This is a genomic window from Flavivirga amylovorans (assembly GCF_030540875.1).
In the GTDB taxonomy this organism is placed as follows: Bacteria; Bacteroidota; Bacteroidia; order Flavobacteriales; family Flavobacteriaceae; genus Flavivirga; species Flavivirga amylovorans.
The window spans coordinates 216,843-234,743 of the sequence record NZ_JAUOEM010000003.1; the positions used below are offsets into that span (position 1 = coordinate 216,843).

The 17,901-nt window shown below is 36.7% G+C and carries 4 protein-coding genes; 3 read left to right on the top strand and 1 reads right to left on the bottom strand.

Annotated elements, in window-relative coordinates; genetic code table 11:
* The first annotated feature begins 70 nt into the window (after positions 1-70).
* The 3 genes from Q4Q39_RS09465 to Q4Q39_RS09475 all read left to right on the top strand — a co-directional run bounded on the left by Q4Q39_RS09465 (position 71) and on the right by Q4Q39_RS09475 (position 17,020).
* Positions 71-13,267 (top strand): T9SS type B sorting domain-containing protein, encoded by a 13,197-nt coding sequence (locus Q4Q39_RS09465; RefSeq protein ID WP_303282190.1) that lies wholly within the window; start codon positions 71-73, stop codon positions 13,265-13,267.
* Between the two features lie 15 nt (positions 13,268-13,282).
* Entirely contained in the window at positions 13,283-14,299 is a 1,017-nt protein-coding gene (locus Q4Q39_RS09470) for a PorP/SprF family type IX secretion system membrane protein (RefSeq protein WP_303282191.1), read from the top strand.
* Positions 14,300-14,755: 456 nt separating this feature from the next.
* Positions 14,756-17,020 carry a TonB-dependent receptor gene (locus Q4Q39_RS09475; RefSeq protein ID WP_303282192.1) on the top strand — a complete coding sequence of 755 codons (2,265 nt, stop codon included), beginning with the start codon at positions 14,756-14,758 and terminating at the stop codon, positions 17,018-17,020.
* A 13-nt stretch (positions 17,021-17,033) separates the two neighbouring features.
* On the opposite strand, the gene Q4Q39_RS09480 is transcribed toward Q4Q39_RS09475, so the two are convergent.
* Positions 17,034-17,861 carry a carboxypeptidase-like regulatory domain-containing protein gene (locus tag Q4Q39_RS09480; protein WP_303282193.1) on the bottom strand — a complete coding sequence of 276 codons (828 nt, stop codon included), beginning with the start codon at positions 17,859-17,861 and terminating at the stop codon, positions 17,034-17,036.
* Positions 17,862-17,901: the final 40 nt, after the last annotated feature.

Consider the following 17,901-nt stretch of genomic DNA (forward strand, 5'->3'; position numbering starts at 1 on the left):
ATTAGCCTAGCATACTTTATCTGATAAAGCCCTAACTATAAGGATAAAGAAGCGTCAAATATAAACTATTATGAAAAAACCTACTACTTTAAAAAAAGAACTAATTGTTCTGCTGATATTTTTGTTCAGCGTACAATTGTTTGCTCAAAATCAAGTGCCCTTCACACCTAGATTTAATCAAGATTTGAAGGGTGATATCATATTGATAGGTAATAATATTTTGGGACCAAACAACAATGATTTCAATAATAATTCGACATATAACGATAATGTTAATATGCGATATATCGATATTGATTCGGATGGAACCACGTTTAGCTCATCGAGTGCGGATTTACAAATCCCTATTAATCCTAATATCCCACCTGCAGCTAACGATTGTTATGAAATTGTACATGCAGGTCTATATTGGAGTGCCGTTACAGATGGTACAGAACCTATTACCGCTGTAAAATTAAGAGGGCCAACCGGTGGGTATAATGATATTACAGGAACTGTTATTTTTAATGCAGGTACAACATCAGTAGATGGGGGTAATAGTTTTCCATATGCATGTTATGCAGATGTAACAAATATTATAAGAGCATTAGGTACCGATCAGGGAACATATACGGTTGCTAATGTATCATCGGCTCAAGGTCAAACAGAGCTTTTCGGTAATAATACTGGAAATTCAGCAGGATGGTCTTTATTTATAGTTTATCAGAATCCGTCTTTACCAGGTAAATCCATTACTAGTTTTGATGGTTTTAGTACGATCACAAGAAATACTCCTGGATTAGATGTTGCGGTTTCAGGATTTAGAACCGTACCAGCACCTGCTCCAGTTAGAGCGAATTTCGCATTTGCTACTTTAGAAGGAGATAAACCAATTACTGGTGACCGATTAATAATTAATGGAACCAGGCTGTCTGACCTGAATCGAGATCAAAATAACTTTTTCAACAGTTCGGTAACAGGACCACCAGTTAGGGTACCTAATAGTAGTAATTCCTTAGGGTTTGATACGGGTATATTGGCCGTACCTAATCCAGCAAATGCCGTTATTAATAATAATGACACAAGTGCTACAGTACGTTTAGAAACAGGTCAAGATACGTATTTCCCATATTTCTTCGCCTTTGCGGTAGATATTATTGCGCCTAACATGGTGCTTACTAAGACCGTTGAGGATGAATTTGGAAATAATATTGGAGGCGGATTAGTCGCTCTCGGTGATGAATTAAATTATGTAATAGGTTTTCAAAATACAGGAAACGATGATGCTACAGGGTTAACTATAAGAGATGTACTTCCGAATAATATTGAATTTGATTACCCAGCCGATATGGGTTTATTACCTTCAGGGATTACAGTTCAAAGCTATACCCCAGCAACGCGAGAGCTTATTTTTGCTGTAGATGATTCTGTAATAGAGGAAAATGACCCTATACTAGAAATCCGTTTTAGAGTGACAGTAGTAAGGGAATGTAGTTTGCTGAATGATGCCTGCGATAATATTGTAAGTAACCAAGCTTTTTCAACTTATAGAGGTACTTTAAACCCTTTGTTTGTTATTTCAGATGATCCAAGTTTCAGTACCAATACAGGTTGTTTGTTAATACCAGGAGCTACTAACTTTATTGCCGATATTGATTGTACGTTTGAAGAAGACGTGATTCTTTGTGGTGATAATGTGGTATTAACGGCAGGAGATGATTACGATTCATATTTGTGGTCTACAGGAGAAACAACACAATCCATAACAGTTACAGCTCCAGGAACGTATACTGTTCGTAATACAGCAACAGCACCTTGTCAATCTATCGACCAGATTTTTAATGTAATTACTTTTGGTGCAGGAGTTCCAAATCCAGTAATTCCTTTTGCAGATCAGGTAGTTACTTGTCCTGATGACGGAACAGAATTGCCAAACATTTTTATGTGCGGTGCTTCCGATACAACATTTATTGATACAAATATTACTGATGCTAACTCAATAATTTGGCAAAGACTGGACGAATCAAGCTGTACAGCAGTTGCAGATATAAGATGTCCCAATGTGGAGGCAACTTGTACATGGGTTACAGTACAGACCGGACCAGATTATTTAGTAGATACAGCTGGGCAATACCGATTAACGTTAAATTATACAGGTGGTTGTTTTAATGAGTATTATTTTAATGTTTATGAAAATGTATTGTTACCAACATATACATCAAATGATATTATTTGTACAACACCAGGAGAAATAGTTGTAGCAGATGTACCTAGTGGATACGAGTATAGTATTGACAATGTAAATTTTCAACCTAGTAATATTTTTTCTATAGCTACCGCGGGTATTTATACTGTTTATATTAGACAAATAGGTGTTACGCCTAATCCTTGTATCTTTACGATACCAGATATTCAAATAAGAGAAAGAAATTTTACTGTTACAACAGACATTACACAACCATTATGTCATAATGGTCAAGGAAGTGTCTTAGTAGCAGCTAATGATGTACGTCCACAATATTACTATTCAATTTCCTTAGGAGCTACATTAATAAATAGTGTAGGTCCTATAGCGGCTAGTGATTATACATTTCCCAATTTAAACCCAGGAACATACACTATAGACGTTACTACGGACGATGGTTGTGTATTTAATGGTGATATAGATATAATAAACCCGACATTGTTGGAGGCTACCGCGGCTTTAACAAGTCCTTTAACTTGTACCGATGGGGAAATTACCGTATATCCAACAGGAGGTACATCGCCTTATTTCTATTTTGTAAATAGTACAACGGTATTCCAAACACTACCACAAATACCAGTTACAGCAGCAGGAACATACAATATTAGAGTTGTAGATTCTAACAACTGTTTTGTAGATATATCAATAGATGTAGATGCCATACAACCTCCTGCCTTTACTGTTTCTAAGACGGATATTTTATGTGCCGGTACTGGTAATGTTGGAGAAATAGATATTAATGTTTCGAACGCTAACGGAAATACGTTGCGATATAGTATTGATAATGGAGTAACATTTTTTAATTCACCTACTTTTACAGGGCTTGCAGTTGGAAGTTACGAGGTCGTAGTTGAATATACTTCAGGAACAGATGTGTGTCTAGCTGCACCACAAACTATAGATATTATAGAACTTTCAGCAGTTATAGGAACAGCAACATTAACAACACCATATAATTGTGATACCGATGGAATTATTACTGTTTCTGGAGTTTCAGGAGGAACTGCTCCTTATACATATAGTATAGATGGAGTTACATTTCAAGCTGGACTTACATTTACAGGGGTAACAGATGGTTCTTATACAGTAACAATAAGAGATGCTAATGGTTGTACGTTTACTGCACCTGCTATAGATATTAATCCATTAGACCCACCAACAAATTTAACTTTCAGTAATACGCCTTTAACCTGTCCAACAAATGAATCTGATGTTACAATTACGAATACAACAGGTGGAGTAGGAACCTTAGAGTATAGAATAACAGCACCAGCAGCGGCAATTACAGGGTATCAAAGTTCGACTACTTTTTCAGGTCTAACTCCTGATATTTATACTTTCGAAGTTAGAGATGCTAATAACTGTACTTATAGTGAGTCTTACGAAATTGAGGCACTTCCAGCATTAACGGTGGTAGGTCAATTAATAAATGATATTACTTGTGTCGGTGCTTCAGATGGAGCAGTTCGATTTACAGTTTCAGGAACAACAGGTTTTACCTATACTATTAATGGAGGATCTTCCACGGCTGGTTCATCACCTATTGATTTAACAGGATTATCAGCAGGATCTTATGCAATTGTTGTTACAGATACAGCTACAAATTGCCAGGAAACAGCTTCTGTAACAGTAAATACACCAGCAGTAGCATTAAGTGCTACAGCAACCGAATCCCCTATTACTTGTCTTACAGATGGTAGTGTTATTATTAATGCCGTAGGCGGTTGGGGTGGAAATTCATATACACTTACTCAACCAGATGCAACGGTTTTAGGGCCACAAGGAAGTAACACTTTTGGAGGTTTAACGCAAGCAGGATTATATACAGCGACGGTTACAGATTCAAATGGATGTACAGCGACAGATACATTTACTTTAAGTTTAACAACATTACCAGTTGCTTCTATAGATGTGACATCAGACTTATGTTATGATACGACTAATGCTGCAACACTAGTGGCAACAGTAACATCTGGAGGACAAGCTCCTTTTGAATATAATATTAATGGAGGGCCTTTTGGTTCTAGCAATACATTTGCGAGTTTAACTCCTGGAAGTTATACCATTATAGTAAGAGATGCTTATGGATGTACAGTTACTTTACCAGCACAAACCATAGCACCACAATTAACATTAAGCGCCGTTTTAACAAAAGATATAGATTGTTCTGCATTTCCAGATGCTTTAATTACGGGTACGATTTCGGGAGGTACGCCTCCATATCAATATACAACATCTTTTAATGGAGGTGCGTATAACCCAGTACTTACAACAGTACCAGGAACAACATTTGCACCAGCAGTAGCTGCTGCTGGAGATTATAGATTTAGAGTAGTAGATGCTATAGGATGTGAAGTAGAATCTGGAATTGTTACTGTGAATCCATTAGTACCACTAACAGCTTCTGAAACCACTGTAAATATAACTTGTAATGGTGGTACAAATGGTTCGGTACAAATAACAGCAACCGGAGGAGAAGGACCTTATGAATATAGTTTTAACGGAAGCGCTTTTACAACAACATCATTTTATAATACGCTAGGTGCTGGAACATATACGTACCAAGTAAGAGATAATAAAGAATGTATTGCTAATGGTACAGTAACGCTAACAGAGCCGTCAGCTTTATCAGCCACGGCAGCAGTAGCGCCACCATTAAGTTGTAGCCCTACGAATACGAATCAACCGGCCACTGTAACAGTAACAACTACAGCAGGAACGGGAACAGCACCATACGAATACAGTTTTAATGGCTCGGCATTCGGTACAACAAACACATTAACCGTAAACGATACCGGAGCAGACCAAACAATAAATTATATCGTAAGAGATGCTAACGGTTGTACCTTCCCAGGTTCGATAGTGGTCACGGCGCTAGATCCGCCAACAGCTTTAAGTTTTGCTTCAACGCCAGTGACATGTTTGGCGTCAACAAGCGACGTTACCTTAACAGCGACAGGTGGTGTAGGGGCCTTAGCATATGCGATCTTATCACCAGCATCAGCAACAGGAAACGTAACAGGAGCAGTCTCTGGAATTTTTACAGGACTAGCCCCGGACACCTATTTATTTGAAGTAAGGGATGCCAATGGCTGTTACTATACAGAATCGTATACCGTAGATCCAGTAACCAATATTACAGTAACAGGAACATTGGTTAGCGATGTAAACTGTAATGGCGGTTCGGACGGAGCAGTCACGTTCACAGTTGCAGACTTCGCAGGAACCTATGGCTATTCGATTACAGGAGGTGCATTACCGGCAACAGGTGCTGCACAATCAGCTTCAACCATTAATTTCCCAGGATTAGGAGCTGGAACTTATGCAATTACCATAACAGATGATAGCACAGGGTGTACAGCAAATGCTACAGTAGTGGTTGTAGAACCAGCAAATCCTTTATCATTTACAGCAACAGCAACCAATGTATTCTGTAGTAATGATAACTCACAGATTACGGTTACAGCAATAGGAGGAACAGGCCCTTATACTTATGCGGCAGTTGTATCGGGAGCAGGAGCTCCATTACCAGCAGCTTATGGGATCAATAATGTTTTAACAGTCGATACGAATTCGGGAGCAGATTTAGCCTGGGATGTATATGTTTTAGATGCCAACGGTTGTACTCAAACTCCAATATTCGATACTGTTACTATTATTAACGATCCGGTACCAACAATAAATCCTGTAGTACAACAATGTTATACAGGTAGTCCTATAAATATTACTTTAGTAGAGGGTACGGGTACAGCAATTGGACCATTGTCCTATAGTATTGGAAGTGGTTTCCAGGCGAGCGATAGCTTTACGATTAATGCTCCGGGAACCTATACCTTAACCATAAGAGATGCCAACGGATGTGAGGCTTCAACCCCATATGTTGTTGATCCTCAATTACAGGCAAGTGCTGTCTTAACGAAAGTTTTAACATGTTCTGCACCAGCTGATGCTACTATTGATGTGACTATATCTGGTGGTAATGCGAATTATACCGCTTATGAAGTTTCTATAGATGGCGCTGCTTATACACCAGTTTTACCAGCACCAGTAGGCGCATCATTTACTTATACGGTTTCTACAGCAGGAACGTATCAGTTTAGAATTACAGATACAAAAACTACAGGAGTTACATGTACGATAGAAACAAATGTTGTTACAGTTATTTCTATAGTTCCAGTTGCAGTTACAGAAGCACATGTAAACCCTAGATGTAATGGTTCCACAAATGGTTCTATTACCTTAACAGCTACAGCAGGTCAAGCTCCTTTTACTTATAGTATTAATGGAGGTGCTACTTTTGCATCTACAAATGTATTTGGTGGTTTAGGAGCAGGTACTTATAATTATGTAGTAAGAGATAATTTAGGTTGTGATTCACCACCAGCCTCTGTTACATTAAATAATCCAGCACCTATTGTTCCTGATATTGATATATTTGGATTATCATGTGCAGGTAATGTAGCAACACCTGGAAGGATTGAAGTTAGTATAGTTTCTGGAGGTACAGAATCTTATACATATACTTTATACGATAATACGTTTACGCAAATTGGTGTGGCGCATGTTGAAGCATCTGCAGCACCAACTCCAGTTCATACTTTTGGAAATTTATCCTTTGGAAATCATTATGTTAGAATTGTAGATAGCAACGGTTGTGAATACAACAGTGGACCTCTAATGGTTAACACAACGCCCGATTTAACATTAACAGGGACTTTAAATTCGAATAACTGTGCTACCGGAGTGGATTATACTGTTACAACAATAGGAGGAACAGCTCCTTATAATTATTCGATTGTAGGGCAACCTGAAACAGTTGGACCAGCTACTTATACTTTTACAGGACTATTACATAATGTAAATTACTTTTTACAGGTAAGAGATGCTAATAATTGTATTTTTGTGTTACCTATTCTAACGCCAGCACCGCCATCTACGATAGCCATATCGGGTACAACAGCTACCAATATAACTTGTAATGGAGTAGATAATGGTAGCTTTGCGTTTACCGTTCAAGATTATGATGCTACGGTTACAAATATTGATTATAGATTATTAAATGCACTAACATTATTACCTTTACCAACACCAGTAAACGGAACATTGGTTGGGCCTGCAGGAGGACCGGTATCACATACTATTTCTGCTTTACCTCCGGGTAATTATGTTTTAGAGGCTAGAGAAGCAGCAGGAACGCTTTGTGCTAGTACATCTACTTTTACAATTACGCAACCAGCGCAGCCACTTACTTTTACAGAAACATTAGTACCATCAAATTGTAACGCAGGGGCTCAAATTACAGTTTCAGCAAGAGGAGGTACAGGACCATATAGGTATGCGGCAGTTGTATCAGGAGCAGGAGCTCCATTACCAGCAGCTTACGGTACAAGTAATGTTTTAACAGTTAATACAAGTTCAGGTACAGCTTTAGCTTGGGATGTATATGTTTTAGATGCGAATGATTGTTCCGATGATCATCCTGTTAATGTTACACATCAAGCACCACCAACAATAGATCCAGTAACACAACAATGTTATACAGGTAGTCCTTTAAATATTACTTTAGTAGAGGGTATGGGTACAGCAGTTGGGCCATTGTCTTATAGTATTGGAAGTGGTTTCCAGGCGAGCGATAGCTTTACGATTAATGCTCCGGGAACCTATACCTTAACCATAAGAGATGTCAACGGATGTGAGGCTTCAACACCATATGTTGTAGATCCTCAATTACAGGCAAGTGCTGTTTTAACGAAAGATTTAACATGTTCTGCACCGGCTGATGCTACTATTGATGTGACAATATCTGGCGGTAATGTGAATTATACCGCTTATGAAGTTTCTATAGATGGCACTGCTTATATACCAGTTTTACCAGCACCAGTAGGCGCATCATTTACTTATACGGTTTCTACAGCAGGAACGTATCAATTTAGAATTACAGATACAAATGTTACTGGTGGTACATGTACCGTAGAAACAAGTACTATTACTATTGATGCGTTAGTAAATCCAACAGCTACAGTAGCGCCAATAAACCCTACTTGTAATGGAGGCACAAACGGATCGGTACAAATAACAGCAGCGAATGGTGTAGGACCTTATACCTATAGTTTTAATGGAAGTGCTTTCACTTCAACTGTATTATACACAGGGTTAAGTGCAAATATTGCTTACCCTTATACGGTAAGGGATAGTAAAGGCTGTGAATTTACCAGTTCAGTAACGCTAACAGAGCCGTCGGCTTTAGCAGCCACGGCAGCAGTAGCGCCACCATTAAGTTGTAGCCCTACGAATACGAATCAACCGGCCACTGTAACAGTAACAACTACAGCAGGAACGGGAACAGCACCATACGAATACAGTTTTAATGGCTCGGCATTCGGTACAACAAACACATTAACCGTAAACGATACCGGAGCAGACCAAACAATAAATTATATCGTAAGAGATGCTAACGGTTGTACCTTCCCAGGTTCGGTAGTCGTTACGGCGCTAGATCCGCCAACAGCTTTAAGTTTTGCTTCAACGCCAGTGACATGTTTGGCGTCAACAAGCGACGTTACCTTAACAGCGACAGGTGGTGTAGGAACCTTAGCATATGCGATCTTATCACCAGCATCGGCAACAGGAAACGTAACAGGAGCAGTCTCTGGAATTTTTACAGGACTAGCCCCGGACACCTATTTATTTGAAGTAAGGGATGCCAATGGCTGTTACTATACAGAATCGTATACCGTAGATCCAGTAACCAATATTACAGTAACAGGAACATTGGTTAGTGATGTAAACTGTAATGGCGGTTCGGACGGAGCAATAAGATTTACAGTTGCAAACTTCGCAGGAACTTATGGCTATTCTATTACAGGAGGTGCATTACCGGCAACAGGTGTTGCCCAATCAGCAACAACCATTAATTTCCCAGGATTAGGAGCTGGAACTTATGCAATTACCATAACAGATGATGGCACAGGATGTACAGCAAATGCCACAGTAGTGGTTGGGGAACCAGCAAATCCTTTATCATTTACAGCAACAGCAACCAATGTATTCTGTAGTAATGATAACTCACAGATTACGGTTACAGCAATAGGAGGAACAGGGCCTTATACCTATGCGGCAGTTGTATCGGGAGCAGCAGCTCCATTACCAGCAGCTTATGGGATCAATAATGTTTTAACAGTCGATACGAATTCGGGAGCGGATTTAGCCTGGGATGTATATGTTTTAGATGCCAACGGTTGTACTCAAACTCCAATATTCGATACTGTTACTATTATTAACGATCCTGTACCAACGGTAACAGCAGCTGTAGACAATCAGTGTTCAGGAACAACATCATTTACTATTACAGCAACTCCGGGAGCAGGAGCAATAGCACCATTAAGCTACAGTATTAATGGCGGTGTATCGTATCAAACAAGTTCTATATTTACGGTAAGTACAGCTGGAAGTTATACGATTACTATTAGAGATGGAAACAATTGTACGGCTAATACTGTTGCGCCAATAGACGTTTTTGCACCACTTGCAGCAAGTGCCACTTTAACTAAAGATTTAACATGTTCTTTACCAACAGATGCTTCTATGGATATTGAGGTGCTTGGAGGAAACGGACCGTATTCTTATAGAGTTAGTATAGGGGGAGGAGCTTATGCAGGGCCACAAATACCATTTGCAGGAACTACATTTACTTATAACAACACTACGGCAGATACATATCAGTTTGAAATTACTGATGTAAATAGTTGTACAACAGAAACAAATGTGATAACAACCAATGCTACAATACCTGTAACATTTACAACAACTGTAGTTGATGTTAGCTGTAATGGGGGTAATGATGGTTCAATCACTGTAAACTTAAATCCAGGTAACGATAATCCAATTTATAATTATGAAATTATAGCTGGACCTATTGTAAGACCTTCACAAACCTCAAATCTTTTTGAAGATTTAGTAGCTGGAGATTACACCGTAGAAGTAACTTCTGGTAAAGGATGTACCAATACTGCAGTTGTTCGAGTTGATGAGCCGTTAGCTTTAACGGTTTCAGGAACCGCAACACCTTATACATGTGCACCAGATAATTCTGTAAACACGAGTACATTAACTATTAATGAAGGCGCAGGAACAGGAACGGCTCCATATACATATAGTATTGATGGTACAAATTATTTCACAACCAATACATTTGATATCATTGATACAGGTGTTTCGCAGACCATTAATATTTTTGTAAGAGATGATAATGGGTGTATTGAGACCAATACTGTAAACATAGCACCATTGCCAACACTAACTGCTGCAACAGTAGCGGTAGCTACGCCTATTGATTGTAATGGCACAGGTTCGGTTGATATAACTGTAACAGGAGGATCAGGTAACTTTACTTTTCAAATGTTGCCTGGTGGAACGCCACAAGCGTCGAATACATTTAATATAACAAATCCAGGAACTTACCATTTCCAAGTAAATGATATAACTACTGGATGTACTATAGATGCATCATACGAAGTATTGCCTTTTGATACTATTGATGCAGTAATAAATGCATCAACTCAAGTCACCTGTTTTACAGATAATAATGGTGGATTTGAACTTAATATAAGTGGTTATACAGGACCTTATAATTATGATATATTAAATAGCACAGGAGCTTCAGTAAGAGGTCTTACAGCAGCTAATACATCAACGAACCCTGAACTGGTAACAGGGTTACAAGGAGGTAATTACACCGTGGTAGTAACAGAAACGGCAAGCCCATTCTGTACTACAACATCGAATGTAATCACTATAGATTCTCCTGTCAGTGCATTAACATTGGTAGCAACAGAAACAGCGAATGTAACCTGCGATAATAATGTAGGTACTATTACTGCTGTAGCTAGTGGGGGAAGAACACCTTATGAGTATGAATTAACAGGAGCGGCTACAGTAGGGTATTCTCCAAATGGAACGTTTAGAAATTTATCGGCAGGAGCTTATATAGTAAATGTTAGAGATGCCGGAGGATGTATAGAGCCTTATCCAATTACTTTGAATATTCCAACACCAATTTCAGCGACCGTGACTCCAAGTGCAAGCTTATTATCTTGTTTTGGTGATACAAATGGAACGATTACTGTAAATGCTACTGGCGGACAAGGAAGTAATTATTCTTATACGCTTAATATGGTCTCACCAATAGTAGCATCGTCAGGACCTCAAACAGATCCAGTATTTACAAACCTGGGTGCAGGAACTTATAATGTTACTGTAACCGATGGATATAATTGTGAGTTTAATTCGCCTAACGTTGTTATAAATGAGCCAACTCAAGTACAAGTAACTTTGGCAAAAGAGACCTCACAAACTTGTTTAACAAGTGCTACGTTAACATTAAGCGCTACAGGGGGAACAGGACCATATACATATAGTGATACACAAAATTTTGTTACGACTCTAGGATCATTCCCTTCGTCGATAACATTCCCTGTATCTGTAGGATCACATGTTTATTATGTGAGAGATGCTAATGGATGTCCAGCAAATGTTTCTAATGAAATCATAATAGATCCATTACCAACTTTAACAGCTGATCCTGAATCGGTTGATATAAACTGTGCTGGAGATAATACTGGTGTAATAACAGTAACAGCTGAAGGTGGTTTAGGTAATTATGTTTATACTTTACAAGATACATCTGGAAATGCTATAACACCAGTGGTACAAGATACCCCAGGTGTTTTCACAGAACTCCTTGCTGGAAGTTATCAGGTAAGAGTAGAAAGTGGTGATTGTTTATTCACTACTGTAAGAATTGACATTACCGAACCTACGGATCCATTAATAGCAAGTTTTGTACCAACAAATGAAACCTGTCCAGGTTCTAATGATGGTGTATTACAAATAAATGCATCTGGAGGTACTGGATTAATTAGATATGCCATTTCACCTCGATTAGATCAATTTTTCGAAACATCTACATTTGAAGATCTTGCTCCTGGTACCTATCAGGCTATAGCTCAAGATGAGTTAGGATGCTTCGTGTTTGATACTTTTACGATTGGTTCACCAACGCCAGTAATAGTAAGCGTAGTACCTAATTCATTAATCCCTGAGGTTTGTGAAGGTGATGCAGATGGATCATTTAGTATTGATATAACAGGAGGCAATATGCCATATAGTGTTGCCTTAGATGATGTTAATGGAACTTATACAACAGGAACAGCAACTCAAACACGATTTGATTTTGATAATCTTGTTGGAGGAGACCATATTGTCTTTGTTAGAGATGCTAGCGATTGTTTATCAGAATGGACTATAACGTTCCCACCATCAGTAAGAATAAATCCTGAAGCTGCTATAGAGTATGCTTGTACTGGAAATATAACAACAAACACCGTTACGGTAACTGTAGATGTTAGTATAACAGACTTAACAGATCTGGATTATTCATTAGATGGTGCACCATATCAAGCTAGCAATGTATTTGTAAATGTGCCAGCTGGGTTAGATCATTATGTAGACGTAAGACATACAAATGGATGTATTCAAAGAACGGAAGGTTTTGATATTGATCAATCAGATCCATTAACGCTTGTTTTAGATGACGGTAACTTAAACGAAATCGTTGCTGTAACAACAGGAGGTTCAGAACCATATGAATATACACTAAATGGTGAGTCTTATGGTAGTACAAACACATTCCTTATTTATTCGTCAGGCGATTATACAGTCACTGTAACAGATAGAAATGGTTGTGTGGCGACTGTTACCAGATATTTTGAATATATAGATGTATGTATTTCTAATTACTTTACCCCGAATGGAGATAATGATCAAGACGAATGGGGACCAGGGTGTACATCTCAATATAAAGATCTTACTTTCGATATTTTTGATAGGTATGGTCGTATAATAGCAACTTTAAGTGTAGGGGAAAAATGGGATGGTAAATATAATAACGCGGAGCTTCCAACAGGTGATTATTGGTATGTATTAAAACTTAATGACCCAAAAGATGATCGTGAATTTGTTGGACACTTTACACTTTATAGATAATCAAAATAAAGGATTATGATATTGAAAATTAGAATGATACGTATACGGAAATTATTTATATACATGTTTCTCTTGGTTATAGCAAATAGCTATAGCCAAGAGTTAAACTTGCCAGTTTTAACACAATATTTGGCAGAAAATAATTTTGTAGTCTCTCCGTCTTATGCAGGAATAGGAGATAATTTAAAAATCAGAGCTAATGGATTAACACAGTGGGTTGGTATTAAAGATGCCCCACAGAACCAATCTATCTATGCCGATTTTAGAATTGCAGATCGTTCTGGTGTGGGCGTATCTTTCTATAATGATAGTAATGGAAATACCATTCAAAAAGGCGCTAAATTTTCGTTTGCGCATCATCTTATTTTAGACTATTATGCTAAAATGTACTTATCATTTGGTATTTCTTATAACCTCAATAGTTTTAGGATTGATACTTCTAAATTTGTAAATAATGGTAATGGTCAAAACCCCCCTGTCACTAATATCCCAACCGATGACCGGGCGATTACAAATAATAACTTTGATGTTAGTGCCTTGTTTAGACTTAAAGGGTTCTTTTTAAGTTTTAATGCCAATAATGTTTTGGGTAAGGATTTTGATTTTGAAGATACAGTTAATGCTATACAAGAACCTAATTTACTTTTAAATTATCAAATTTATTCAGGATATACATTTAGAGGCCCTAAAAAGAGTGGTTTAGAATACGAACCATCTGTTTATTATCAATTATTTAGTAGTGATGGCAGATCAAGTACAGATGTAAATTTTAAATTTAGAAAGTTTAATAGAAAAGAAGATTATTATTGGGCTGGAATATCCTATCGTTTTCTTAATGATCAATTTTTTAAACCTTTAAACATAGGACCCATGGTAGGTTTTAAGAAATCTATTTTCTACTTAGGGTATGCCTATCAAATAACGACAAACAACTTATCAGGTTTCAATTCAGGGACTCATATGGTTACAATAGGGTTAGACTTTTTACGTGGTATTAGTAATTGTCCGTGTACACAAAGTCCAGTGCATTAATATATCATTGGAGAATATAATATTATTATACACAAAAATTAAGGCTCATAACAGGTTAAATAGTGTTTTTAGGAAAACAAACATAGCTCAATATTGAGATAGGTTAAAACTTGTTATTTCTAATATTATTCAAATTCAACATCTATAAAAGTTTCGGTATAGTTTTATATTCAAAGACTCTGAAACATTACTATAAGCTTAGTAAATCATTAGCTAAAATAATAAGGATGAAATGACTCTTTATTACTAAGTATGGGTATTTAATAGTTCTTTCTATACACGTTTTTTTTCTTAAGCTTTTCTTAAACTTAGTACCAATATTTCTAGAGCTGTTTTATCTTTGTTTCTTATTAAAACCCGAACACACCATAATTAATTATTCCTGCTTCAGAACTATTTTGGTTAAACGTTTTTAGGATAGATAAACATTGGTGCTTTAAAGCAAATATAGTTGATATGTTGTCCCCAATTAAAAGGAAGAAAAGCCTAAAGAACAAAATTTCATTACTAGTCTTTTTATTAATCATTTGTATTGTTAATGCCCACGAAATAAATGGCATAATCATTTCAGAAGATACAGGTAAACCCTTGCAAGGAGTAGGGGTTTATAATAAAACTACAGGGTATTATATGTACAGTAATGTCTCTGGTTATTTTGAATTAGATGATGTTTCAGAAAACGATACGATCTATTTTTACAGATTAGGTTATGAAACTCAAGAGCTGGTCATTAAAGAATCTCAATTTATTAGTAGCATTAATATGACTTTAAAGATATCTCCTGCATCATTAGATCAGGTATTAATAGTATCTAAAGCTAACGTATTAAGTACTTTTTTTAATGTAGATTTAAAAACAAGCCCGGTAAAATCATCACAAGAGATACTTAGAAAAATTCCTGGATTAATAATAGGACAGCATGCTGGAGGCGGAAAAGCAGAACAAATATTTTTACGAGGATTTGATATCGATCATGGTACGGACATTGCAATAGACGTGGATGGCATGCCTGTAAATATGGTGTCTCATGCACATGGACAAGGCTATGCAGATATGCATTTTATAATCCCCGAAACTATTGATAATATAGATTTTGGAAAAGGAACGTATTATGCAGATAAAGGTAATTTTAATACCGCGGGCTATGTTGACATAAATACGAAAAAGACTATTGATGATAATGTGATTTCTATAGAAACTGGTCAGTTTAACACATTACGAGCATTAAATATGACGAGAATTATTGATGAAGAAACTAGCAGTGCCTACATCGCTTCAGAGTTAATGCTTTCAGACGGTGTTTTTGAGTCTCCTCAAAACTTTAATCGCATTAATGTTATGGGACGTTATAATTTTAATAATTATAAAGATGAATCATTTAATATGGCAATGTCTCATTTTCAAAGCAAATGGGACGCTTCTGGACAAATTCCTATAAGAGCTGTCGAGAATGGACTAATAAACCGATTTGGAGCTATTGATGATACAGAGGGAGGTAATACAAGCAGGAGTAATTTTTGGATAAACCACAATAAGCAATTAGATGAACATTCGTCAATTAAATCGTCTGTATTTCTTTCAAAGTATGATTTCGAACTATATTCAAACTTTACATTCTTTTTAGAAGACCCCGTAAATGGTGATCAAATTCATCAAAAAGAAGATAGAACTATATTCGGAGCCAAAACGACCTTCGATCATTCATTCCATCTTGAAGATCATGACGCTCAGCTAAAGTATAAATTAGGAGCTGGGTTTAGGTATGATGATGTAAACGATGTACAATTATCAAAAACGTTAAACAGACAAACCATTTTAGAAAGACTAGCTTATGGAAATATTGATGAATTAAACGCATTCTCTTTTGCTGATTTAACTTATAAAAAGAATAAATGGACGCTCAATCCTGGTTTCCGTTTAGATTATTTTAAGTTTGATTATGAGAATTTGTTAGCTACATCATATGATAATAAAAGTGAAAATAAAGTATTGTTTAGCCCTAAATTAAATATCATCTATGCAGCATCACCTAAATTACAGTTATTTACTAAAACAGGATTGGGGTATCATTCTAATGACACACGAGTGGTTACAGCAAATAACGGAAAAGAAGTGTTGCCAACTGCATTTGGAACCGACATAGGTCTTATTATGAAACCTATGGATCGGTTAGTTATTAACGCAGCTTTATGGAGTTTGTTTTTACAGCAGGAATTTGTTTATGTTGGAGATGCAGGTATTGTTGAGCCCAGTGGGAAGACAAAACGCTATGGTGCAGATTTAGGATTAAGGTATCAACTAACAGATTGGTTATTCTTTAATACAGATGTTAATTATACTTATGCTCGAAGTAGTGAAGACCCAAAAGGGCAAGATTATATACCATTGGCACCAGATTTAACATCCTCAGGCGGGTTAAATTTCAAAAACCTAAATAATTTTTCTGGCGGATTGAGTTATAGGTTTATAAAAGACAGACCAGCTAATGAAGATAATTCTATAGTTGCAGAAGGTTATTTTATAACAGATTTTAATTTGAATTATACCCACAAAAACTGGACGGTTGGTTTCATTGTTGAAAATTTATTTGATACCGAATGGAATGAGGCTCAATTTGCTACAGAAAGCAGATTGTTTAATGAAGTGACTCCAGTTGAAGAGATTCATTTTACACCAGGGACACCTTTCTTTCTAAGAGGAAAAGTATCGGTACGTTTTTGAATTAAAAATAAGATCAATGAAATAAATTATAGAGAAAAGCTCCAAGTTTGGAACGTTCTATCTCACCATTTTTAATTTTTAACCTATGTTCCTTTGCTTGCTTTTTATAAAATTTAAAGTAGTTATTCCTTCTTAATTCATTTAACCTTCTTTTTTCTAACTTTTCAGGAAAACAAGTATAATTTGGGTTTCCAACGGCTCTACCAATCACAATGGTCACAAGTTCACCCATAATACTTTCCTCTAACTCTAATAAAAGAATATCGGTCGTTTTTTTATTAATTTTAATTTCTTTCGATTCATATCCCAGATAACTTACCAGTAATATGTCGTTCATTTTGGCGTTGATAGAAAAATTACCATCAAAATCGCTGGTCGTGCCCCTAGATGTTCCTTTAATCAAAATAGTTGCTCCAGATAGTGGCGTTTTACTTTTATCCGTTATAGTGCCTGTAATTTGATTGTCTTTAGAGTTTTCATATTTATGAATATTGTTTTTTTGTAGAGAATCTAATTGCACGACTTTAGGTTGTCCCTGTGAATATGTATATTGACTGGATAGTCCCAGTACAGCAAATAGACCAGATGCTAGAAAAGATAATCGATTATTAGTATCTTTTCTACTAAATACCAAGTCTCTTTTTAATTGATTAGATTTAAAACGACCACAAACATTGTAGTTTTCTGTAAATGTTTTAACAATATACTCATCGGTTTGTGCCGTGAAATCAAAAACAGTTTTTTGACAGACTTTACAATGTTTTCCTTTTTCTTCGAGCGTCATTTTATTCCAATCTTCATGACATGGTTTCGGGATATCAATATTTATTACTTTTCTCATGGCTCAAATATCCATAAGAAGCACATAAAATAAAACCCAG

What these genes read in the sequence shown, in the direction of transcription:
- Q4Q39_RS09465 (WP_303282190.1), top strand. Translation starts at nt 71, where the DNA reads ATGAAAAAACCTACTACTTTAAAAAAAGAACTAATTGTTCTGCTGATA.
- Q4Q39_RS09475 (WP_303282192.1), top strand. Translation starts at nt 14,756, where the DNA reads ATGTTGTCCCCAATTAAAAGGAAGAAAAGCCTAAAGAACAAAATTTCA.
- Q4Q39_RS09480 (WP_303282193.1), bottom strand. Translation starts at nt 17,861, where the DNA reads ATGAGAAAAGTAATAAATATTGATATCCCGAAACCATGTCATGAAGAT.
- Q4Q39_RS09470 (WP_303282191.1), top strand. Translation starts at nt 13,283, where the DNA reads ATGATATTGAAAATTAGAATGATACGTATACGGAAATTATTTATATAC.